Genomic DNA, 22437 nt, shown 5'->3' with positions numbered 1-22437 from the left:
TTACGTCGTGGCAGTTTCGAGTGGTATGGCGAAGGCCTCCCACGTGTCACAGGTCCCCGAGCAGTTGCAGTGGTCGCTCCACCGCGTCGGCCACGAATCGCAGGAAACCGCCGGCCACGCCGCCGTCGCAGACCCGGTGGTCGAAGGTCAGCCCCAGCTGCACGACCTTGCGGACTGCGAGCTCGCCGTCGACGACCCACGGCCGGTCGATGATCCGCCCGACGCCCAGCATCGCCGCTTCCGGGTGGTTGATGATCGGAGTGCTGCCGTCGACGCCGAAGACGCCGTAGTTGTTCAGCGTGAACGTCCCGCCGGTCAGGTCGGCGGGCGCGAGGGTGCCCGCCCGGGCCGCCTCGACGAGCTGGACCATCCGCTCGGCGAGCTGCCGCGTGGTCAGCAGGTGCGCGTCGTGCACGACCGGCACCACGAGTCCGCGCGGGGAGTCCGCTGCGAAACCCAGGTGGATCGCGCCGTGCCGCACGATCTCGGCCCGGTCGGTGTCCACGGATGCGTTGAGCTCGGGGAACCGGCGCAGCCCGGCGACGCAGATGCGGCCGAGCAGCGCGAGCAGGCCCGCGCGTTCCAGGCCGATGACCCGGCGCGCCTCGACCAGGCCGGTCGCGTCGGCGTCGACCCAGGTCGTGGCGTCCGGGATCTCCCGGCGGGAGGTGGTGAGTTTGTCGGCCACCGCGCGGCGGATGCCGGTGAGCGGGATGCGCTGGTCGCCACCTCGATACGCTCCTTCGTCGCTACTCGGCGAGCGATCGGAGGTGCTACTCGGCGAGCGCTCGGTGGTAGCGGGCTCGGTGGTGGTGATCGCGGCCGCGGCCTCGACGTCGCAGCGCCGGATCACCCCGTCGGGTCCGGGCGTGATCGTGTGCAGGTCCAGGCCGTGGTCGGCCGCCAGCTTGCGCACGATGGGGGAGATCACCTTGGGTGCGGCGGACCCGGTGGTGGGCTGCGCGGCCGGCGCCGGGGGCGGAGCCGGGGTGACGGAGGCGGCGCGGCTGCGGCGGGCGGCGCGGCGGGCCGCCGAGGAGCTGCTGCTCGCCTCGGACGTGCCGTAACCGACGAGCACCGCACCGGACTCGCTCGCGGCGCCGTCCCCGGAATCCACTGTCAACAGCGCGGATCCGACCTCTATGGTGTCGCCCACCGCGCCGTGCCGGGTGTGGACGCGACCGGCATACGGGCAGGGCACCTCGACGGTCGCCTTGGCGGTCTCGACTACCACGACGTGCTGGTCGATCGCGACCTCGTCGCCGTCGGCGACCAACCACTCGACGAGGTCGGCCTCGGTGAGTCCCTCGCCGAGGTCCGGGAGGTTGAAGGTCTGCTCAGCCACGGGCACCGACCTCCGCGTAGGTCAGGTCGGGCTGGTCGTCCCACTGCAGCCGGGCGATCGCGTCCAGGATGCGCTCGACGCCGGGCAGGTAGGTCTTCTCCAGCATCGGTGCGGGGTATGGCGTGGGCAGGCCGCTCACCCGCGCGACCGGGGCGGCCAGCGAGTGGAAGCAGCGCTCGGTCACCCGGGCCGAGATCTCCCCGGCGACGCCCGCGAAGCCCTGCGCCTCCGACACGACCACGCACCGGCCGGTGCGGCGCACGGACTCCACGACGGTCTCGTCGTCGAAGGGCACGATGGTGCGCAGGTCGACGACCTCGACACTCCAGCCCTCCTCCGCGGCGGCCTCCGCGGCCTTCAGTGCGGTCGGCACGGACGGTCCGTAGGTGACCAGCGTGACGTCGTCACCGTCACGGCGGACCTTCGCCTTGCCGAATGCCGGGCGTTTGCAGGGGAGTTCGATGTCCTGCTTCGACCAGTAGAGCGCCTTCGGCTCCATGAAGATGACCGGGTCCGGGTCCTCGATCGCCTCACGCAGCAGGCTGTAGGCGTCGGCCGCATCGGACGGGGTGACGACCTTGAGGCCGGGGGTGTGCGCGTAGTAGCCCTCGCTGGAGTCGCAGTGGTGCTCGACGCCGCCGATACCGCCCGCGTAGGGGACCCGGATGACCAACGGCAGCCCGACCCGGCCGGAGGTGCGGTTGCGCATCTTGGCGACGTGCGAGGTGATCTGCTCGAACGCCGGGTAGGCGAACGCGTCGAACTGCATCTCCACGACCGGCCGGAAACCGGTGAGGCACATGCCGATCGCGAAGCCGACGATGCCGGACTCGGCGAGTGGCGTGTCGAAGCAACGGGTTTCGCCGAACTGCTGGGTGAGTCCGTCGGTGATCCGGAAGACACCACCGAGGGTGCCGACGTCCTCACCGAAGACCAACACGTCGTCGTCCGCTGCGAGCGCGTCGCGCAGTGCGGCGTTGAGTGCGCCGCCCATCGTCACTGTCATCTCAGACCTCCGCCTGGATCTCTTCGGCGACCATTGCACGTGCTTCCTCCAGCTGCGGCGTGCGTTGTGCAAAAACGTTGTCGAACAACGACATCGGATCCACGCTCGGATCGGCGTTCATCCGGTCACGCAGCTGTGCGGCCATGGCCTCCGCCTCGGCGTTGGTCGCCGCGACGATGTCGTCGCCCAGCTCGCCACGGGCCCGCAGCCACGCCTCGACCCGCGCGATCGGGTCGCGCTCCAGCCACGCGGTCACTTCGTCGTCGGACCGGTAGCGGGTGGCGTCGTCGGCGTTGGTGTGCGCGTCGAGGCGGTAGGTGTGTGCCTCGATCAGGAACGGTCCCTTGCCGCTGCGGCAGTGCTCCAGCGCAGCGTCCATGACCGCGAGCACGGCCGCCGGGTCGTTGCCGTCGACCTGTTCGGCGGGGACGCCGTACCCGATTCCCTTGTAGGCCAACGACGGTGCCTTGGTCTGCTTGGAGAGTGGGACGCTGATGGCGTACTTGTTGTTCTGGACGAAGAAGATGGTCGGTGCTTCGAAGACCGCGGCGAAGTTCAGCGCCTCGTGGAAGTCGCCCTCGCTGGTCGCGCCGTCACCGATGAACGCCAGCGCGACATGGTCGGTGCCGCGACGCTTCTCGCCATACCCCGCACCGGCGGCGTGGATCAGCTGCGTCGACAGCGGAGTGCACTGCGCGGCGGTCCTGGTCGCGATCGGGTCGTAGCCGCAGTGGCTGTCGCCGCGCAGCAGCGAGAGCACCTCGACGGGGTCGATGCCGCGGGTCACCAGCGCCATCGACTCACGGTAGGTCGGGAAGAGCCAGTCGTCGCCGGTGATCGACAGCGTCGCGCCGACCTGGCACGCCTCCTGGCCGCGCGAGCTCGGGTAGACCGCGAGCCGTCCCTGCTTGGTCAGTGCGGTCGCCTGGATGTCGAACCGCCGTCCGATCACCATCGCGTGCCACACCTCGCGCAGCCGCGCCGCACTGGGCACCGGGTAATCGCGCCGGGTGCCGGCCTGCTCCACCTCGGCGCCCGTCGGGTCGATCAACTGCACCGGATTGGGCGAGGGCAGCAAGCCAGCTGTCATCGCCTCGACTGTGGTCTCCATCACTCCAGTGTGCCGCCGACTTGGCAGATTGCACCGATTGTGCGGGTCATACAAGACGTATGGCGGCATACTTCCGGTATGACGCCACAGGAGTCCAGCAAACCCGGTCGCAGTCCGAGCTCAACCGGACAGTCGGCCGCGCCCCGCGCCCTCGACGCCGTCGACCTGCGGATCGTCGGTGCGCTGGAGCGGGACGCTCGGCTGTCGGTGCGGTCGCTCGCCGAGCAGTTGCACCTGTCGCGGGCGGCGACGTACGCCCGGCTGCAACGGCTGCTCGACGACGGCGTGATCGCCGGCTTCTCCGCGCGGGTGGTGCCGCACCTGGCGGGGTTGCAGACCACGGCGTACATCGCGCTGCAGATCGAGCAGAACACCTGGCGGGCGGTCTCCGCGGAGCTGGCGAAACTGGACTACATCGACTCGATCTCGTTGCTGGCGTCGGAGTTCGACGTGCTCGCGCTCGCCCACGCCCCCGACAACCAGGCGTTGCGCACCCTCGTGCTGGAGCGGATCCAGGCGATCCCCGGCGTCCTGGGCACGCGGACCTGGTTGGCGTTCGAGGAGATCCGCGGCGCGGGTGCCCCCTGGGAGCGGTGATTCAGCGTGCTCCCAGCAGCGTGAGCGAGGCTGCGGACGACCGAGGAGAGGGGCACGGCGGTGCTGGGTAGGCGACAGGCGCTCGGCTTGGCGGGGGTCGCAGCGGTGTCGGCGCTCACCGGCTGCAGGGCGTCCGGCGTGGTGGCGCGCACGTCCGCCGGCGACACGACCGCGCCGCGCGGAACGTTGGCGCCGAGCGTCATCGACCGGATCGCGGACAGTTTCACCCCGGGACCGCTGGCGACGCGGCGTGATCTGCACGCGTTGACCAGCGCACGCTCGGTGCTGGTGGGCGACATCGGGGTGGGGGAGCTGCAGGCCTGTCAGCTGCACGCCGACACCTCGATCCGGGTGATCGAGAAGCTCACCGGCATACACCTGGATCAGAAGTATCTGGTGCTGCTGCCCAGGACGTCCGCCGAGTTCGACAGCTGGTCGCACGACCGGACCGCGGACGTCGCCGGCGACTACTGCGCGCCGGTGGATTCGAGCTGGCAGGGCTGGGTCGTCATCAAGTGCGCCGCCGCGGTGGGACACGGCATGACGCTGCTGGACGACGACGACTACCTCAACTCCGTCATCCGGCACGAGCTGTTCCACGCCAACACGCTGGAGGACGGCGACGGTGGCGCACCGAAATGGGTCCTCGAGGGATTCGCCGAGTGGGTCGCCTCGGCGATCATGATCGCGTTTCCGACGAAGCCACCCCCGGCGGTCGTGCCGACCGACGCCGACTTCGCCCACCGGCCGGGCAGCTCGTACGCCCAGGCCTTCGTGTTCGTGGCCTACCTGGTCGACCGCTTCGGCCAACGCAGCGCGATCCGGTTCTACAAGCGTGCGACCGACGCCTCCGGCGGCAGCACGTCGCACGCGTTCCACGCGGTGTTCGGCGCCACGCTCGCGTCGGTCACCAAGGACTGGGCGGCGCAATACAAGAAGCAGGTCGCCGAGCTCGTGTCCTGACCGACAGGAGTACATGCGTCCCGAGCGGAGTATGAAATACGCTCGAATTCGTACTCCACTCGGTCGGTTTGTGCTCCTCTCAATCGGAGAACTCAGCGGAGCAGGTCGCCGCGGCCGAACAGCTCGGCGGTGGCGGCGGCGGACGGTGACCCGGTGTTGACGTCGGCGCCGGCATCCAGCAGGAGCCAGACGATCGTGTCCTCGCCCTTGAACACCGCGCCGGCCAGTGGGGACTGACCGCGGTCGTTGAGCCGGTTGACGTCGGCACCGCGCTCGATCAGCGCGGACACCGCGCCCGCGTGCCCGTGGTATGCCGCCAGCATCAGCAGCGTGTTGCCGCACGAATCGGCCAGGTCGACCGGCATACCGGTCTCCAGCTGACCGACCAGACCGGGCACGTCACCGTCACGTGCGAGATCGGTGCGGGGGTCGACGACGTGCCCCGCCGGTGCTCCCTCGTCCGTTCGCGCGTCACTCATAGCGTTGGCCGCGCCTCTTCCCTCGCCTCCGGTCCTCGCTTCGCTGCGATCCTCGGCTCGGTCGGCGCTCATAAGGTGAGCCTAACTGACAGGTGACGTCAGCAGAAGTCGCAGAAAAGCTCAGGCCTTCGCGGACTTCTTCGAGCCCTTCGCGGCAGCGGCAGCCTCCGCCTTCTTGCGGGCCTTCTCGACCGGCGGCGGCAGATGCCCCGACGTCTTCGTGTAGTAGTCGGACGCCTTGCGCTGGGCGTAGGCACGGAATCCGCCGGCGATGGCGGAGGAGAGGATCGCGAACACCGCGACCTGCGCCGCGGAGTAGTTCGGGTCGTGCTTGTCGACCGGTGGAGTGCCGCCCGTCGCGGTCTTCCAGGTCGACGTGGTGACCTTCTTCGCGGCCTTGCCTGCGGCGATGCCGGACACCGTGAGCAGCACCTTGTACGCCATCCCAGCCATAGCCTTGCAATCTCCGTTCGTATGCCGTGGGCAGCTCTCCTGCCCCGTCCGAGCCTGCCACGTCCCAGCGTCCACGTCACGCCGGGGCGCGCCGGCGCCATACCCACGCCCGGTACACCGCCAATCCACGGGTGATTCCCGGAGTGTTTGTCTACTATGTTTCGAATGGTCACCGCAGGGGAGGAGAGCGTCCCCACGACGTTTTCCTCCCGCGTGCCGTGGACCACGGTGCGCTGGGGGGCCATCGGGCTGTATGTCGTCGTGCTGGCGAGCTACTGCGTGACGTGGGGCGTGCCGATGGACCGGGTCGGCCTCACCATCTGGATCATCGTCGGCCTCACCGCGGTGTGCATCGGCAAGGGCTGGCGGGCCTGGGTCCGGATGATGCTGGACTGGTTGCCGTTCCAGGGGATCCTGCTCGCCTACGACTACAGTTACGGCGCCGCATCGCACTTCAGCGGCGGCTTCACCGACGGCTTCCCGCTCGAGGGATCGGTCAACCGCCTGGGTATGCCGCTGCACGTGACCTTCCCGATCCGCGTCGACGAGTGGCTGTTCGGCGGACACCTGCCGAACCAATGGGTGCAGGAGCAACTCAGCGGCGCGGTCGCGCACGCGCCGTGGTGGTCGATCTTCATCACCATGTGTTACTGCAGCCACTTCATGGTGTCGCCGATCGTGGCGGCCGTGCTGTGGATCCGCTCCCGCGACCGGTTCCGTGCCTGGGCGGCGCTGCTCGTCGCGCTGGCCGTCGCGGGCATTGCGACATACTTCCTCTTCCCGATGAGTCCGCCGTGGCTCGCGTCGCAACAGGACTACATCTCGGGGACGCCGATCTACCGCATCTCCGGGCAGGGCTGGGCGTGGCTGGACTTCCACGGCGCGGCGCAGGTGCTCGGCGACGCGCAGGCGCGCTCCAACCCGGTCGCCGCGATGCCTTCGCTGCACATGGCGACCGCGACCCTCGTGGTCGGGTTCTTCTGGTTCAGCGTCCGTCGCTGGGTGCGGCCGTTGCTGCTGCTCTACCCGGCGCTGATGGCGTTCACGCTCGTCTACTCCGGTGAGCACTACGTGACCGATGAGATCGCCGGTGTGCTCTACGCGCTGGTGCTGCTGGCGGCGTGGCGGGTGCTGCGCCGCCGGCCGCTGCACCTGCCGCGGCTACTGGGCGGCTCCGGGGTCCTGTCGAGTTGGAGAGTGCCGGACCGTGAGGCGCCGGTCGAGGGTCCCGCACCGGTCCTCGAGCGACCGCACGTCTGACTCGCCCGGCCACTCAGTGAGCGGCGGGCGCCATGTCCACCAGCACCCTGGTCAGTCGCACCCGGTCCACCAGCAGGTCGAGGTCGGCCTCCGTCGGTGTCGTGTCGAGGAGCTCCAGGGGTAGGGCGCACAGGGCGGAGCGTGCGGCCATCGACCCGACATACCCGAACCGCACCTCCACGGGATCGGCGATGTAGTGCTCGTCGGCGAGCCCTTCGAGATAGGCCGGCAGGATCGCGGCATCGATCTCCCGCAGCCGGTCCGGGGCGAGCTCGCCGGCGTGGGCCAACCCGATCAACAACTGTCCGAGGTCGAATCCGATGGGTAGCGGTGTGCCGAAACCCCAGTCGATCACGACGCGCTGGCTGCGATCGGCGGCCGGTATGAGCAGGTTCTGCGGGCCTGCGTCACCGTGGGCGTAGGTCTGCGGAAGCGCGTCGAGGTGATCCAGGATCGCCGGGATGCGGTCGGCCAGCCCGCGCATGTCGTCCGGCAGCGACGGGTCCTGAACGCGGTGCAGGGCCTCGGCGAGCAGGGGGTGCTGCCACACGGATCGGTCGTGCAGGGCCGGCACCGTCATGAGCAGCACCCGATGCTCGACGAAATAGCGCAACGAGTTGTCGATGCTCGCCACGGTGGGCATTCTGCGGTTGACCTCCGCGCCCACCTTCCGGCGACCGGCCAACCGACCGAGCAGGTACGCGGTGAGCGCGAAATCCGCTGTTGCCCAAGGAGATGTGTCGATGTCGATGAATTCCCACCAGAGCGCGACGTACGCATCATCGATCGTCTTGACATGATGCAGTCGCGGCATTCGCATGCCGTCCGGCAAGACGTCTTCGATGCCCGAACGATGCATGTCGTACTCGAAGCGCCACGGGAGCGCATCGAGGAACTCCTCGCGATACTGCTCCGGGATCGACGCCAGGCCCGGCCAGAGCCGTGGGTGGCGTAGCAGCTTGACGAAGTAGCGGTAGCCTCCGCCGTCGAAGTGTGCGGTCACCTGCCACAGCCCTGCGGTGGGCACCGATCCCCAGGCGTAGTCGATGGGCCGGACGTCGACAGCGGTGACATGCACCTGGGAGCGGTGGCGGCCGACGTGATGCGCTGCAGTACGTCGTCGTCGACGGCAGCGGTCGCGAACGTCTCCGCCTCGGACTCGATGTGCGTTGGCATGCCGATCACCGCTCTCGATCAAGAAAGTAAGGCTACCTTTCTTTTTAAAGTAAGGTAGGCTTACTACTATGGGCAAGAGTTCACCAGAGGTTTCCACCGATCACCTGCCGGACCACTTGTTCAGGTTGGTGGAGGGTCTGCGTCGGCGAATGCGGGCAGAGGTGGCTGTTGCTTTCGGTCCGCACCCACCGTTCGAGCGGCCGAGTTTCGCGCGGATGCTGCAGTTGATTCCTCCGGACGGGATCCGGATCACGGACTACGCGACGCTCGCGCGCATGACCAAGCAGGCGGTGGGTGAGTTCGTGGACTCGATGGAGACCGCGGAACTCGTTGTCAGCGAGCGACTTCCGAGCGACCGGCGGGTGCGATTGGTCCGCAGGACTGCGCTGGGCGATGCGGTGGCGGCCGACATCGACCGAGTGATCGGATCGGTGGAGGAGAGGCTGCGGGCGGAAGTGGGCGCCCGCCGCTACGACACGATGGTGGCGGTGATGCGTGAGCTCGGCGCGGACAGCTTCGGCTGACCGCGGCGATCACTGAGCGGCGGCGGTGTCCTTGCGTGCCGGGAAGTGGCGGACCGTGAGGCACTGCTCGGCCCGACCGACCGGCCCGTGGACGTCGTTCAGCACCGACGAGGTGAGGCCGAGGCCGGTCGGCCCGAACGTGACGCTGGTGTCCAGGCCGACCAGCGTCGGGTCGGGTTCGCGGATGTAGTGCACCGTGAGCTCCACGTTGGGGAACATCAGCTCGGTCGGCCGCACACGGGTTGCGATGCCGTTGGCCGTGTCGACGAGCATGGTGTATGCCGCGATCGGCGCCGCCTGCACACCGTCGATCAGGTCGCAATCGGACCGGACCCAGACCTGCCGGCGCCCGTCGCGCCCGCCCGGAACCGCGTGGACCTGCACGGATCGGATGTAACCGCCGGGCCACTCCAGAGTGCTCTCCAGCTTCTCCGCGTTGTCGGCACCTGGCATGGCGGGGAGCTCGATGCCCTCGACGGATCGCATGTCCGACACCGCCAGCCGCCAGGCGCGCGCCCGGATGATCGTCCGGCCGCCGATCGTCAGGGTCGCCTCCAGCAGCTCGATCGTCCGGCCCGGGCGGACCGTCTCGACCGTGATGGTGCTCTCCTCCAGCGGGATCATCCCCAGGATCTCGAAGCAGATCCGCGCGATCTGCATGTCGTCGCGCGGGTCGTGCATGGCCAGCTCATGGGTGATCAGCCCGCTGATCGGCGCCATGTGCTGCTCGGTCTCCTGCCACGCGCCCTGCACGTGCAGCGTCGGCCGGTAGACGCCGGGTGCCACGGGTACGTAGAAGGCATTCGGGGTGGCGGCGTCCGTCGCGGGGGCGGTGCTGGGGTCGGTCACGACACAGCAGCGTAGGCGACACGGCGCGATACCCCCTCGCCGAGAGGCTCACTTACGACCGACAGGCTCACCTGTGCGGCGTCTGTCGGGCCGGATTACTGAGCCGCTGGGCGCGTTTCTGAGCCTGTCGAGCGGAGGGGGCGGGGGTGAGGGGCGCGTCGGAATATACCCACGGGGGGTATAGTTGGTGCTGATCGGAGGTGACGACATGACAACCGAGAGCCCGGCGGCCCACGAGGTCGAGCTGAACATCACCGGGATGACCTGTGCGTCGTGCGCGGTGCGTATCGAGAAGAAACTGCGCAAGGTCGACGGCGTCGACGCCACGGTCAACTTCGCGACCGAGAAGGCCACCGTGTCCTACCCGGAGGGCGTGTCCACCGAGGAGCTGGTGGGCGTCATACAGTCCGCGGGGTATGACGCCAGCGTGCCGCAACCGCGCCGTGCGGACGAGGAGGGCGGCGCGGAACCTGCCGACGAGACCGCCGCACTGCGCCACCGGATGATCGTCAGCTGGCTGCTGGCCGCGCCGGTGATCGTGCTGGCGATGGTGCCGGCGTTCCAGTTCCGCAACTGGCAGTGGCTCTCCCTGGTGCTGACCGCGCCGGTCGTGGTCTGGGGCGGGTTGCCGTTCCACCGTGCGGCCTGGGCGGGGCTGCGGCACCGGGCCACGACGATGGACACGCTGGTCAGCGTCGGCACCATCGCGGCGTTCGGGTGGTCGCTCTACACGCTCTTCATCGGTGATGCCGGTATGCCGGGCATGCGCCACGGCTTCTCGCTCACCACTCCCGCGGGCGAAGGCACCAGCACCATCTATCTGGAGGCGGCGGCCGGAGTCACGGCCTTCCTGCTGACCGGCCGCTATCTGGAGGCACGGTCCAAGCGGGCCGCCGGCGCGGCGTTGCGCGCGTTGCTCGAGCTCGGCGCCAAGGAGGTGTCGGTGCTGCGCGACGGACGCGAATTCACCGTGCCCGTCGAGGAATTGCGGGTCGGCGACCTCTTCGTCACGCGGTCCGGCGAGAAGATAGCGACCGACGGTGAGGTCGTCGACGGCACCTCGGCCGTCGACAACTCGGCGATGACGGGGGAGTCGGTGCCGGTCGAGGTGGGTCCCGGTTCCGCTGTGACCGGCTCCGCGGTGAACGCCGGTGGCAAGCTCGTCGTCCGGGCGACGCGTGTCGGCGCGGACACGGCCCTGGCGCAACTCGGGCGGTTGGTCGAGCAGGCACAGACCGGCAAGGCACAGGTGCAACGCCTCGCCGACCGGGTGTCCGCCGTCTTCGTGCCGGCGGTCATCGTGCTGGCCCTCCTCACGTTCCTTGGATGGGTCGTGTTCGGCGGGTCGGTCGTCACGGCGTTCACCGCCGCGGTCGCGGTGCTGGTCATCGCTTGCCCGTGCGCGCTCGGCCTCGCGACCCCGACCGCGCTGCTGGTCGGCAGCGGCCGGGGTGCCCAGCTGGGTCTGCTGATCAAAGGCCCGGAGGTGCTGGAGAGCACCCGCACGATCGACACCGTGCTGCTGGACAAGACCGGCACCGTCACGACCGGGGTGATGCGGGTGGCTCGCGTCATACCGGCTGCGGGCGAGGATGAGGATCGGGTGCTCGCGCTCGCCGGGGCGCTCGAGCACGGCTCCGCGCATCCGATCGCGCGGGCGATCGCCGACGCCGCAGCGGACCGGGCGGCGCTGGCGCCGGTCGAGGGTATGACGGATGTCAGTGGTCTCGGAGTCACCGGGGTTGTGTCCGGGTGCGACGTGATCGTCGGCCGGCCGAACCTATTGCAAAGCAACGAGATTCAGTTGACCGACGAGCTGCGATCGGCAATGACTGCGGCCGAGGGGCTGGGGGAGACCGTGGTCGCGGTCGCCTGGGACGGCGTGGCCCGCGGGCTCATCGCGGTCGCTGACGAGATCAAGCCGACGTCGGAGGCGGCCGTCGCGAACCTGCGGTCGCTCGGGCTGCGGCCGGTGCTGTTGACGGGTGACAACGAGGCCGTCGCGCGGACGGTGGCCGCACGGGTCGGCATCGACGACGTCATCGCGGGTGTGCTGCCGGAGGACAAGGCGTCGCAGGTGCGACGTCTGCAGGACGCGGGACGCGTCGTGGCGATGGTCGGCGACGGCGTGAACGATGCCGCCGCCCTCGCGCAGGCCGACCTCGGGATCGCGATGGGCACCGGCACCGATGTCGCGATCGAAGCGAGCGACCTGACGCTCGTCCGTGGCGACCTGCGCGGCGCCGCCGATGCAATCCGGTTGTCCCGCAGCACTTTACGGGTGATCAAGTCCAACCTGGTGTGGGCGTTCGGCTACAACGTGGCGGCGATCCCGCTGGCGATGAGTGGCCGGCTCGGGCCGATGGTGGCCGGCTTCGCGATGGCGTTCTCGTCGGTGTTCGTGGTGCTGAACTCGTTGCGGCTGAGGCGTTTCCAGCCCTTGGAGTGACGGCTGGGTTCCGTCGGCCGGGCGGAGGCGTCGGGCGGCGGGCGGTGCGCGGTGGGCGGCGTGCCCCAGCGCCGTGCGTAGGTCTCCCCAGTGGGGGCTCCGGTACGGGTGGGTGGCGTGCAGCGGTCACAGGTCGCCACTGGGGGGAGTCCGGTACGGCTTGGCGGTGGTTTGGCGTGCGCGTCTCCCCACTGGGGGGACTCCGGTACGGGCGGGCGGCATACAGCGGTCACAGGTCGCCACTGGGGGGACTCCGGTACGGGTCGGCCGTGGTTTGGCGTACGCGTCTCCCCACTGGGGGGACTCCGGTACGGGCTCGGCGATTTCGATTCGCCCGGTCGACGGGCCGACTCCCTCTCGCCGCCTACTCCGCCGGCGATGCGACGGCCAGCCCGAGCGCGTCGACGAGCGCAGGGAGGCCGGACTGCCAGCCGGCCGACACGTTGCGCACCTTCCACGTCTCGCCCCGTCGGTAGATCCGGGCGAGGACGGCCGCGCGCTCGTCGGTCAGCCCGGCGGGCAGGTGGAACTCCTCCCGGGTGTCGCCGCTCCCGGCATACAAGGTGGTGCGCAGGTCGGTGAGCTGCCCGAGCGTGGCGGGCGGGTCGACCGCCATACCGACAACCACGGCGTGCACTTCCGGGTCCAGGCCGGACGCGTCGAACTCCACCCGCCCCGAGTCGGTCAGCCGCACGACACCGTCGGCGGAGGCCCGGTTGTTGAAGAAGACCAGGCTGTCGTCGCCCAGGGCGCGCTCGTCCGCGCCGAGTTCGCAGGCGATCAGGTCGACGGTGACGTCGCCGGTCGCCTCGACCCGCAGGGACAACGAGGTGGAGGACAGCGGCGCGTTCTGCCCGCGGGACAACGTGAACGCCGCCTGCCGCTGCGCCTCGCCCACCACGGTCGCAGACACCGGCGTCGTCGGCTGCACCTCGGGCAGGTGCGCGACCCGGACCGGTGCCATCCGGTGCGGAGTCGGGGCGGACACCCCGATCGCCTCCTGCAGCTCTCGGGCGAACTCCACCGCACCCTGCGGCCGCCGATCCGGATCCTTGGCGAGCGACGCGTCGATCACCGCGCGCAACGGCGCCGACACCGACTCCGGCAGCGGTGGCACCGGCTGCTGCACGTGCGCCAGCGCGAAACCGACCGCGGTGTCCGCGTGGAACGGCAGATGCCCGACGAGCATCTGGAACGCCACGACCCCGAGGGAGTAGATGTCCGACTCCGGGGTCGCCTCCTTGCCCATCGCGGCCTCGGGCGCGAGGTACTGCGGAGTGCCCATCACCTCTCCGGCTCGTGTCATCGAGGACGCGTCGAGAGCCCGCGCGATGCCGAAATCGGTGAGTTTGGCGACGAATTCGTCGTCGACGACGATGTTCGCCGGCTTCACGTCGCGGTGCACGATGCCCTTGGCGTGCGCCGCGTGCAACGCGTTGGCGGCCTGCACCAGCAGGTGGACCGCGTCGTCCTCGTCCATCGGCGCGCGCTCGGCGATCACCTTCGAGAGCGGCTCGCCCTCCAGGAGCTCCATCACGAGGTATGCCGTGCCGCTGTCCTCGCCGTAGTCGTAGACCTGCGCGATGTTGCCGTGGCTGAGCCGGGCGGCGTTGCGTGCCTCGGTGCGGAACCGCGCCAGGAACTCCGGGTCGTCGGTCAGCCCGGTCTTGAGCAGCTTGATCGCGACCGGTCGTTCGAGCACTGTGTCGACGCCTCGCCATACCTCACCCATGCCGCCGCCGGCGATGCGTGACTCGAGGCGGTAGCGGCCACCCACCTCCGTGCCGTTCGTGCGTTGCATGACGAGCCCTCCGAGATCTTTCGCTGCAGCCTAACGACGTCCGAAGGGCGGTCGCACGTTCCATCCGGGAGGTACCGCGTTTACATTGGTGTCCGAAGATTTCGAGTGCGAACAGGACCCTGAGTGAGCGAGCGCAGCGAGCGACGAGGGACACAGGCGAATGGCATGGCCCGACGGAGGAGGGAACTGCCATGAGCAGCCTGCGCAGTGTGTTCGCGGACACCCGGCCGTTGCAGGTGCCCGCGTTCCAGCGGCTCTGGACCGCCAACATCATCACCGTCATCGGCGCCCAACTGACCGTCGTCGCGGTGCCGGCACAGATCTACGCCGAGACCGGGAGTTCGGCATACGTGGGTCTGACGGGGATCTTCGGCCTCGTGCCGCTGGTCATCTTCGGGTTGTATGGCGGGGCACTCGCGGATGCGATGGACCGGCGCCGATTGCTGACGATCTCCACGGTGGGGCTGATCGCGTGCAGCGCGCTCTTCTGGCTGCAGGCCGCGTTCCACTCGGACAACGTGTGGTTCATCCTGGTGCTGTTCGCGGTGCAGCAGGCGTTCTTCGCGGTCAACCAGCCGACCCGCACCGCGATCCTGCCCCGGCTGATCCCGATGGAGCAGTTGCCGGCCGCCAACTCGCTGAACATGACCGTGATGCAGTTCGGCGCGATCGCCGGACCGCTCGTCGGCGGTGCGCTCATCCCGGTCCTCGGCTATTCCTACCTCTACCTGACCGACACGATCTGCCTGTTCGCGACGCTGTGGGCGGTCATCACCCTGCCGCCGATGCCGCCGGAGCACGACAACGCGCCGAAGGCCGGGCTGCGCTCGGTCATCGACGGATTCGCCTACCTGCGCAAACACAAAGTGCTGTTGATGTCGTTCCTCGTCGACATCATCGCGATGGTCTTCGGTATGCCGCGGGCGCTCTTCCCGCAGGTCGCGCACCAGAGTTTCGGCGGGCCGACCGACGGCGGGCTCGCGTTCGCACTGCTGTTCGCCGCGATCCCGGCGGGTGCGGTGTTCGGTGGCATCTTCTCCGGGTGGGTGTCGCGGGTCGAGCGGCAGGGCCTGGCGGTGGTGAGCGCGATCGTGGTGTGGGGAGCGTCGATGGTGCTGTTCGGCGTGGGAGTCGGGCTCGCCGACGGGAGCGCCGATGTGTTCCTCGTGCTCGCGCTCGCCGGCCTGGTGGTCGGCGGCGCCGCGGACATGGCGTCGGCCGCGTTCCGGTCCACGATGCTGCAGGAAGCGGCCAGCGACGAGGTGCGCGGCCGGCTGCAGGGCGTCTTCACGGTGGTGGTCGCCGGCGGTCCGCGGATCGCCGACGTGGCGCACGGTGGTGTCGCGGCGGTCGCCGGCACGGCCGCGACCGCCGCGGGTGGCGGCGTGCTCGTGGTCGTGCTGGTGCTCGTGGCGGCGTTCGCCATACCCGTGTTCGTGCGGTACCGCGTCGTGCGTGCTCCTGCAGTCGAACCCACGCCCGCCCCGCACCCGCCACCAACCCCCTGACGCACGCCCGCCCACACCGAGCGGCTCACAAACGCCGCCCGCCCCACAACCGAGCGGCTCACAAAATCGCGACAGGCTCAGGAAAACCGGCTCTGTGAGGCCCTGTGAGGGTGGTTTTACTGAGCCTGTCGAGCGTTGCTGAGCCTTTCGGGATGGGGAGGGAGGGAGGTGGCGCGAAAGGCGCGCCCGAGGGCCGGGTCCATGGGTGGCGTCGCGGCTCCTCGCCCCGCTCATCGACCCCGCCCCGCTCATCGACCCCGCGCCGTCAGTGCGCCGACGCCGGCACCTGCTCCTCGGCCGCAGGATCCTTCTCGTCCCCGTGGCCCGGCCACCACGCCAGGTGCCCGATGAGCGCGGTGAGCGCCGGGGTGAAGATCGTCGCCATCACGAACGCCGCCATCACGATGCCGCAGGCGAGCGCGAAGCCCATCGACGACAGCAACGAGTTGCCGGCCAGCATCAGCGACCCGAACGAACCCGCCAGGATCAGCCCGGCCGCACCGATCGTCGGGCCGGCGTGCCGGATCGCGACCGCCGCGGCGTCCCGCGGCGACATACCTTCCTGTGCCTCCTCCCGCAACCGCGACACCATCAGGATGTTGTAGTCGGTGCCGAGCGCCACCACGAACATGTACATGATCAGCGGCAGCATGAACATCAGGCCGCTCTCGCCCTGGATCCCCTGGAAGATCAACGTGGTTGCCCCCAGCGTCGCCAGGAAGCCGAGCCCCACGGAGACCATCAGGTACCACGGCGCGACCAGGCTGCGCAGCAGCACGCCGAGCACGATCATGATCAGCACCGCCGCGACCGGGAAGACCAGCGCGTAGTCCCGGTTCATCGCCGCCTTGATGTCGACGTAGACCGAGGTGATGCCGCCGACATACGCCGTGGCACCCTCCGGTGCGTTGTGATGAGCGGCGTCGCGCAGCGGCCCGGCCACCGTGTCGAGTGCCTTGTCCGACTCGGGCGAGTCGGCGAGGATCACCGAGAAGTCGGCGGTCCTGCCGTCCCTGCTGAGCTTCGGTGCCGCGACCGAGCCGACGCCGTCGACCGCCGCCAGCTTCGTCTTGTATGACGCCAGCGCCGCCTTGTCGAGCGGCGTCTTCGCCTGGACGTAGACGTCCGTCGGTTCCGTGGCGCCCGCGGGCATGTCGCGTTCCAGGTCGTGCAACGCGACCACGGACTCGGCGGTCTTCGGCATCGACGAACCGGCCAGGTCGAACGTCGGCTTGAAACCGAGTGCGCTGATCGCGAGCACCAGCAGGACCAGGCCCGACACGGCCGCGAACACTGCGGGGCGCTTGCCGAGGGAGCTGCCGATGGCGGCATACCTCGCGCCGGTGGGCTCCTTCTGCCAGGCCTTGCTCGGCCAGAACACCTTCGTCCCGAGCAGCGACACGACCGCCGGCACCAGGGTGAGCCCCGCGATCAGGGTGACCGCGACGGCGATGGCGAGCGACGGGCCCATGGCCCGCAGCATGCCGAGCGACGACAGCGACATGGCGAGGAAGGCGATGATCACGACGCCGGCGGCGGACGCGATCGCCTCGCCGACACGTGTCACGGCCGTCACCATCGCCTGTTTCGGGTCCTCACCCGCGCGCAGCCGTTCGCGGTAACGGAACATCAGGAACAGGATGTAGTCGGTGCCCACCCCGAAGAGGACGACGATCAGCAACTGGTTGATCGAACTGTCCGCCTTGAGCCCGAAAACCTTGGCAGCAAATCCGATCAGGCCATTGGCGACCTGACTGACGACGCCGATCAGCACGATCGGCAGGAACGCGATGATCGGGCTGCGGAAGATCACCAGCAGCAGCACGATGATCAAACCGATCGTGGCGATGCCGATGATCGCGTCCGAGTTGCCCGACGCCTCCTGCTGGTCCAGGCTCTGCGCGATCGCCCCCGTCGTACCGACCTTCAGATCGGTGCCCTTGACCATGGCGTGCAGCTGGCTGCGCACCTCCTTGGCCGTGTCATTCAGCTTCAGGTAGTTGCTCTGCGTCTGTTCCGGCGTCTGGAAGAGCAGGGTCTGCACCAGCTTCTTCGGCGACGCCGGCGCCGGGACGACCCGCTGGACGTACTTGATCTTCTTGTCGGTGATCAGACCCGCGAGCGAGGCCACCTTCGCCTGGTCGGCCTTCGTCAGCGGTTTGCCGTCGGAGCGTTGGAAGACACCGATCATGGTCGGGGTGAACGCCGCGGGGAATGCCTCCTGCTGGACGGTCGCGGCCTTGATCGACTCGTAGTGGCGCGGCAGGAAGTCGCTCTCGTTGCTGCTGTTCGGCAGCGCGGGCGCGAACGCGACGATCACGACGGCGGCGACGATCCAGCCGGCGATGATCTGCCAGGGGTGTTTGACGACGTACCGGCCGAGGCTGGCGAACATTGCTCTCCTGAAGTCGTGGCGCGGATGGCTGTATGCCGCGAAGCGGCCCACGGTTCATCATGCCTGCCCTGTGCGCCGCGCGCATGCGACCAATGGCTCGACCGTCTCCGCCTTGAGGATGAGATCCGCCGGACCGACCCACCTGAGAGCATGGACGGCGTGGAACCGCCCGTGCTCTTCTCTGCCGCACCCGACTACTACCGCTTCGCCGTCGCCGAGTTGCGCGCTGCGCTCGACGTGACCAAGGTGCAGCGCGTCGGTCCGGACGCCGGCGTAGCGCACCTCGGATCCGGTGATCTGCAGGGCGTCGCCGATGCCTGCTGGGGCGGTGAGATCCCGCTGGTCCGGCACCTCGCGCGGGCAGACGCGGTGCGGGGCGCCGGGACGTTCGCCGGCCCGACGGAGCTCGCGGAGTGGGCGGCCAGCGTGCTGCTCGCGAAAGTAAACGTCGGCGACACGATCAGCCTGCACACCTGGGACAGCGGAGACGCGGCTTTCGCGCCCGGCAAGGTCCGCCGGCCACTGCTGGAACTGTTGGTGGACAACGGGATTCGCGTCGTCACCACCGGAGCGGAGACCGTCGGAAGTGTCTGCTTCGGCACGGAGCGGGTCTCCGCGGGCGTCAACCCCACGGACGTGTCGTTGTGCGACTGGCCGGGCGGCCGGATCCGCCTCGCCACCCGACCGGAGCAGGTGTCACGCGCGGAGTTCAAACTCGAGGAGCTCTTCTCGTATGTCGAACCACCGCGTGGCAACCTCGCCGTCGACCTCGGTGCGAGCCCCGGCGGCTGGACGAGAATCGTGCATTCGCAGGGATTTCGGACGGTGCACTCGGTTGACCCGGCCTCCCTGGACGAGCGGGTGCTGGACCTGCCGGGCGTCATACATCACCGGCAGACGGCGGGCGATTTCGTCAAGGAGTATGACGGCGACGCCGTCGACCTGATCGTCAACGACATGCGGATGGTGCCGCAGCTGACCGCGCACACGATGGTCGACGCGGCGCGGCTGCTGCGGCCGGGCGGGCAGGCGGTCGTCACGCTCAAGCTCGGCACCAACAACCCGGAGAAGCAGATCGACGACGCGCTCGCGGTGCTGACCCAGGCCTACGACCCGAGCTTCATGCGCCAGTTGCAGCACAACCGGCACGAGGTCACGGTCGTCGCCACCCGCCGCTGATCCTGCGGCCCCCGATCGAGCGGCATACCCCTGCATTGACCGGCATACGGATTTCGCCCGAATCCGTAGGCCGCTCAATCAATCGGTATGCCGGTCGATCAGAGGGGCGCTGCTGCTGCGGTCAGGCCGCGCAGGTGACGCCGCTCCAGCAGGCTCCAGGCCGAGCTGGTCAGCAGGTAGCACATCGCTGCCAGCGGCATCAGCGCAGCGAACAGCACCGACCCGAGCGACAGGTATGGCGCCACCCGCTGCATCAGGGCCGCTGCTGCTGCGACCTCGGGCGGTTGCCCGTCGGGCAGCTTCAACTCCGGAACATGGGCACGGGCGTCGAGCACGGTGAGCCAGCCGACGAGCGCGATGAGTGCCAGCAACCCGCCGAGCACGAACACGCCGGGTAGGCCCACGCCGAGCAGGTGGCCGGCCATCGGTGCGCCGAGCAGTGACTGGTCGAGCAGCAGGTTCTGCTGTCCGGCGATGACCGGACTGGTGAAGAGCCGGTAGATCGTGGCGAAGACCGGAGCCTGCGCGACGATCGTGAGCAGGCCCGGCCGGCGCATCAGCGGATGCAGCGCGAGCCGGGTGAGCAGGGTGAGTGCGACGACCAGCACCGCCGCCGGGACGTGCTCGGCGAGCGGCCCCACGACGGCATACAGGGCATCGACGAAGGGGTCGAGAAGGGCAAGGATGTGCATGGCGAAAAAGCCTCCGGATCAAGGAAATCGATGGGTGATCGGAGGTGACCCCAGCGGTGGGTCAGGCCAGGGTCACCATGCCGGCCCCTGGTGCCCTCGGGCGCGCGTGCCCTGCCGCGTCCGGGTGCGTGCTGGTGAGTACGACGCCGGGCGCTCGCGCGCGATGCGGCCCGACGGAGCAGCGGACCACGACCGGCATCAGCAGCAGGTGGTTCGCTGCGATGACCAGCAGCGCCGCCACCAGTGCGACCCCGATCAGGAGGGGTGAGTGCCCCGGTTCGGCGGCGACCGTGAGCAGGCCGAGCAGGACCGCCACACCCGCAACGTGGGTGCGGATGCGGTGCATCGTCTCGGTCATCTCCATCGGGCCCAGTCTCCGTCATCGGCCAACAGGGTGACAAGGCGCATAGTGGAGGCATGGCAGACATGGCGGAAGTGACGACGAACATCCTGCTGGACGCGTTCACCCGGGTCCGGGACGGATTGGCCTCACAACTCGACGGATTGACCGCGGACGAAGTTCTCTGGCGCCCCGCGCCGGACGCGAACTCCATCGGCTGGCTGGCCTGGCACCTCACCCGCGTCCAGGACGACCACCTCGCCGACCTGGGTGGCGTCGACCAGGCGTGGACCGGCGGAGATTGGTCGACGCGGTTCGCGCTCCCGTATGACGACGCCACCGTGGGTTATGGCCAGTCCAGCGCGGAGGTGGGGGCGTTCGCCGTCAGCGACACGTCGCTGCTGATCGGCTACCACCAGGCGGTGTACGAGTTGACGGCGCAGGTGCTCGGGATGCTGCAGACCCCGCAGGACTACGAACGCATCGTCGACGAGCGGTGGGACCCGCCTGTGACGGCAGCGGTGCGGGTGGTGTCGGTGCTCGGCGACATCACCCAGCACTTCGGTCAGCTCTCCTACGTGAAAGGCCTGCTCGACCAGCGCTGACGTCTGCCGCCGCGCGAGGGTCAGATCGGTGGGTTCCCGTGCTTGCGCTCGACGGGCCGATCGCTCTTGTCCTGCAGCGTCGTCAGCGCCTCGATCAGGACCGCACGGGTGTCACCCGGGTCGATGACATCGTCGACGAGGCCGTTCTCCGCACCGTAGAGGGGATGCATCAAGGTGTCCCGGTACAGCGAGATCCGTTCCGCACGAGTTGTTTCCGGGTCGTCGGACTGCGCGAGGTCGCGACGGAAGATCACGTTCACCGCAGCCTCGGCACCCATCACGGCGATCTCGTTGCTCGGCCAGGCGAGCGATATGTCGGCCCCGATGGACAGGGAGTCCATCACGATGTACGCGCCGCCGAATGCCTTGCGCGTGATCAGCTGGATGCGCGGAACAGTCGCCGCGCAGTAGGCATAGAGCAGCTTGGCGCCGTGCCGGATGATCCCACCGTGCTCCTGACCCACACCGGGTAGGAAGCCCGGCACGTCCACCAAACTGACCAGGGGTATGCCGAACGCGTCGCAGAATTGCACGAACCGCGCCCCCTTGGCGCTCGCATCGATGTCGAGCACCCCAGCCTGGACCTGGGGTTGGTTCGCGACGACACCCACGAGACGTCCGCCCAACCGTGCCAGTGAACAGATCAGGTTCTGTGCCCACAACGGTTGGACCTCGAAGGTCTCCCCGTCGTCGACGATCTCCTCGATCACGGCCCGCATGTCGTAGGGCTGGGTCGCGTCGGACGGGACCATCTGCAGGAGAGCCGGGGTGGCGCGATCGACCGGGTCGGCGCACTCGACCGGATCGACCGGTTCGCGGTTGTTCGACGGCAGCATCGACAGCAGGAAGCGGACGTCCTCCAGGCACTCGGCCTCCGAGTCGTAGGCCAGCGTCGCGACGCCGGTCCGGGCCTCGTGCACCGAGGCACCGCCGAGCCCTTCGTGATCGATCTGCTCGCCGGTGACGGACCGAACGACGTCCGGTCCGGTGATGAACATCTTCGAGGTGTCCCGCACCATGAACACGAAGTCGGTGAGGGCGGGCGCGTATGCCGCGCCGCCGGCGCACGGGCCGAGCATGACGCTGATCTGCGGGACGACTCCGGAGGCTGCCACGGTCCGTCGGAAGATGCCCCCGAACCCGTCGAGCGCCCGGGCGCCTTCCTGGATACGGGCGCCGGCACCGTCGTTGAGACTGACGATGGGGCAACCGGTGCGGCGAGCCAGGTCCATCAGCCGGTGGATCTTGGCCGCGTGCTCCTGGCCGAGCGCGCCACCGAAGATGCGGAAGTCGTGGGCGAAGACGAACACCTTCCGGCCGAAGATGCGCCCCCAACCGGTGACGACGCCGTCGGAGTGCGGTCGGCGGTCGCCGAGACCGAACTCGGTGGTGCGGTGGCGCCGAAATGCCTGGATCTCGGTGAACGAATCGTCGTCGAACAGCGCGTCGATGCGCTCGCGGACCGTGAGTTTCCCCTTGCGGTGTTGCGCTGCGGTCGCATCCGCGGACCCGGCATGCACGGCACGCCGGGTGTGCCGGAGGTCAGTGGTCAACGCAGTCATCGAGGGCTCGACCGGAACGACCCGTAGCGGCGGGCGCTTCGTTTCGCGTTGTTCCGGTGCGGGCCAGGGCAGTTCGTCGAACCGGTCGGACGGCCCTGCAGCTGTCGTACTCATCACGTTGCTCCCTGGGTCGGCAGGCAGGG

At 69.1% G+C, this 22437-nt stretch carries 20 protein-coding genes; 8 read left to right on the top strand and 12 right to left on the bottom strand.

All coding sequences use genetic code 11. The features are described 5' to 3' along the window. Positions 1-46 precede the first annotated feature (46 nt). From FHU39_RS16260 to FHU39_RS16250, 3 genes are read right to left on the bottom strand one after another with little or no spacing between them, the layout of a single operon-like run. Positions 47-1345: a 2-oxo acid dehydrogenase subunit E2 gene (locus FHU39_RS16260; RefSeq protein WP_183321611.1), complete on the bottom strand. Its 1299-nt coding sequence runs from the start codon at positions 1343-1345 to the stop codon at positions 47-49. Beyond that, entirely contained in the window at positions 1338-2351 is a 1014-nt protein-coding gene (locus FHU39_RS16255; protein WP_183321610.1) for an alpha-ketoacid dehydrogenase subunit beta, read from the bottom strand. Before FHU39_RS16255 ends, FHU39_RS16260 begins: the two co-directional genes overlap by 8 nt. A gap of 1 nt (position 2352) precedes the next feature. Continuing rightward, entirely contained in the window at positions 2353-3441 is a 1089-nt protein-coding gene (locus FHU39_RS16250; protein ID WP_221185564.1) for a thiamine pyrophosphate-dependent dehydrogenase E1 component subunit alpha, read from the bottom strand. Positions 3442-3540: 99 nt separating this feature from the next. Between FHU39_RS16250 and FHU39_RS16245 the strand changes: the two genes are divergently transcribed. Then, positions 3541-4059 carry an Lrp/AsnC family transcriptional regulator gene (locus FHU39_RS16245; protein ID WP_183321608.1) on the top strand — a complete coding sequence of 173 codons (519 nt, stop codon included), beginning with the start codon at positions 3541-3543 and terminating at the stop codon, positions 4057-4059. 60 nt (positions 4060-4119) lie between these two features. Beyond that, positions 4120-5022: a gluzincin family metallopeptidase gene (locus tag FHU39_RS16240; RefSeq protein WP_183321607.1), complete on the top strand. Its 903-nt coding sequence runs from the start codon at positions 4120-4122 to the stop codon at positions 5020-5022. A 92-nt stretch (positions 5023-5114) separates the two neighbouring features. On the opposite strand, the gene FHU39_RS16235 is transcribed toward FHU39_RS16240, so the two are convergent. Then, positions 5115-5501 (bottom strand): ankyrin repeat domain-containing protein, encoded by a 387-nt coding sequence (locus FHU39_RS16235; RefSeq protein WP_183321606.1) that lies wholly within the window; start codon positions 5499-5501, stop codon positions 5115-5117. Between the two features lie 120 nt (positions 5502-5621). Continuing rightward, on the bottom strand, positions 5622-5954 hold the full coding sequence (locus FHU39_RS16230) for a DUF4235 domain-containing protein (protein ID WP_183321605.1): 333 nt from the start codon (positions 5952-5954) through the stop codon (positions 5622-5624). A 165-nt stretch (positions 5955-6119) separates the two neighbouring features. Here FHU39_RS16230 and FHU39_RS16225 point away from each other — a divergent pair, with 165 nt between their 5' ends. Continuing rightward, positions 6120-7214, top strand: coding sequence for a phosphatase PAP2 family protein (locus FHU39_RS16225; protein WP_183321604.1), 1095 nt, complete (start codon positions 6120-6122; stop codon positions 7212-7214). Between the two features lie 13 nt (positions 7215-7227). On the opposite strand, the gene FHU39_RS25030 is transcribed toward FHU39_RS16225, so the two are convergent. Further along, the gene (locus FHU39_RS25030) at positions 7228-8292 is read right to left on the bottom strand and encodes an aminoglycoside phosphotransferase family protein (protein WP_183321603.1); all 1065 of its coding nucleotides are present in this window, start codon (positions 8290-8292) and stop codon (positions 7228-7230) included. Positions 8293-8458: 166 nt separating this feature from the next. Between FHU39_RS25030 and FHU39_RS16215 the strand changes: the two genes are divergently transcribed. Beyond that, on the top strand, positions 8459-8914 hold the full coding sequence (locus FHU39_RS16215; protein ID WP_183321602.1) for a MarR family winged helix-turn-helix transcriptional regulator: 456 nt from the start codon (positions 8459-8461) through the stop codon (positions 8912-8914). 9 nt (positions 8915-8923) lie between these two features. On the opposite strand, the gene FHU39_RS16210 is transcribed toward FHU39_RS16215, so the two are convergent. Next, positions 8924-9763: a thioesterase family protein gene (locus tag FHU39_RS16210; protein ID WP_343065942.1), complete on the bottom strand. Its 840-nt coding sequence runs from the start codon at positions 9761-9763 to the stop codon at positions 8924-8926. A 208-nt stretch (positions 9764-9971) separates the two neighbouring features. On the opposite strand from FHU39_RS16210, the gene FHU39_RS16205 reads away from it, so the two are divergent. Next, positions 9972-12212, top strand: a complete 2241-nt coding sequence (locus FHU39_RS16205) for a heavy metal translocating P-type ATPase (RefSeq protein WP_183321601.1) — start codon at positions 9972-9974, stop codon at positions 12210-12212. Positions 12213-12576: 364 nt separating this feature from the next. On the opposite strand, the gene FHU39_RS16200 is transcribed toward FHU39_RS16205, so the two are convergent. Further along, entirely contained in the window at positions 12577-14013 is a 1437-nt protein-coding gene (locus FHU39_RS16200) for a protein kinase domain-containing protein (protein WP_183321600.1), read from the bottom strand. Positions 14014-14204: 191 nt separating this feature from the next. On the opposite strand from FHU39_RS16200, the gene FHU39_RS16195 reads away from it, so the two are divergent. After that, positions 14205-15521 carry an MFS transporter gene (locus tag FHU39_RS16195; RefSeq protein WP_221185563.1) on the top strand — a complete coding sequence of 439 codons (1317 nt, stop codon included), beginning with the start codon at positions 14205-14207 and terminating at the stop codon, positions 15519-15521. Between the two features lie 265 nt (positions 15522-15786). Here FHU39_RS16195 and FHU39_RS16190 read toward each other — a convergent pair whose 3' ends face one another. Continuing rightward, positions 15787-17916: an MMPL family transporter gene (locus tag FHU39_RS16190; protein ID WP_183321599.1), complete on the bottom strand. Its 2130-nt coding sequence runs from the start codon at positions 17914-17916 to the stop codon at positions 15787-15789. 150 nt (positions 17917-18066) lie between these two features. Here FHU39_RS16190 and FHU39_RS16185 point away from each other — a divergent pair, with 150 nt between their 5' ends. Beyond that, a complete protein-coding gene (locus tag FHU39_RS16185; protein ID WP_221185562.1) occupies positions 18067-19095 on the top strand; it encodes an SAM-dependent methyltransferase in 1029 nt (342 codons plus the stop codon). Between the two features lie 98 nt (positions 19096-19193). Here the strand turns inward: FHU39_RS16185 and FHU39_RS16180 are convergent, their stop codons facing one another. Further along, a complete protein-coding gene (locus FHU39_RS16180) occupies positions 19194-19787 on the bottom strand; it encodes a hypothetical protein (protein WP_183321598.1) in 594 nt (197 codons plus the stop codon). Positions 19788-19848: 61 nt separating this feature from the next. Then, entirely contained in the window at positions 19849-20151 is a 303-nt protein-coding gene (locus FHU39_RS16175) for a DUF6412 domain-containing protein (RefSeq protein WP_183321597.1), read from the bottom strand. Positions 20152-20204: 53 nt separating this feature from the next. Here FHU39_RS16175 and FHU39_RS16170 point away from each other — a divergent pair, with 53 nt between their 5' ends. Further along, the gene (locus FHU39_RS16170; RefSeq protein WP_183321596.1) at positions 20205-20732 is read left to right on the top strand and encodes a mycothiol transferase; all 528 of its coding nucleotides are present in this window, start codon (positions 20205-20207) and stop codon (positions 20730-20732) included. Positions 20733-20752: 20 nt separating this feature from the next. Here the strand turns inward: FHU39_RS16170 and FHU39_RS16165 are convergent, their stop codons facing one another. Next, positions 20753-22408, bottom strand: coding sequence for an acyl-CoA carboxylase subunit beta (locus tag FHU39_RS16165; RefSeq protein WP_221185561.1), 1656 nt, complete (start codon positions 22406-22408; stop codon positions 20753-20755). Between the last annotated feature and the right edge of the window lie 29 nt (positions 22409-22437).

This window comes from Flexivirga oryzae (assembly GCF_014190805.1).
GTDB lineage: Bacteria > Actinomycetota > Actinomycetes > Actinomycetales > Dermatophilaceae > Flexivirga > Flexivirga oryzae.
The sequence above is the reverse complement of the archived record's forward strand: the minus strand, read 5'-3'. Positions and strand labels throughout refer to the sequence as shown.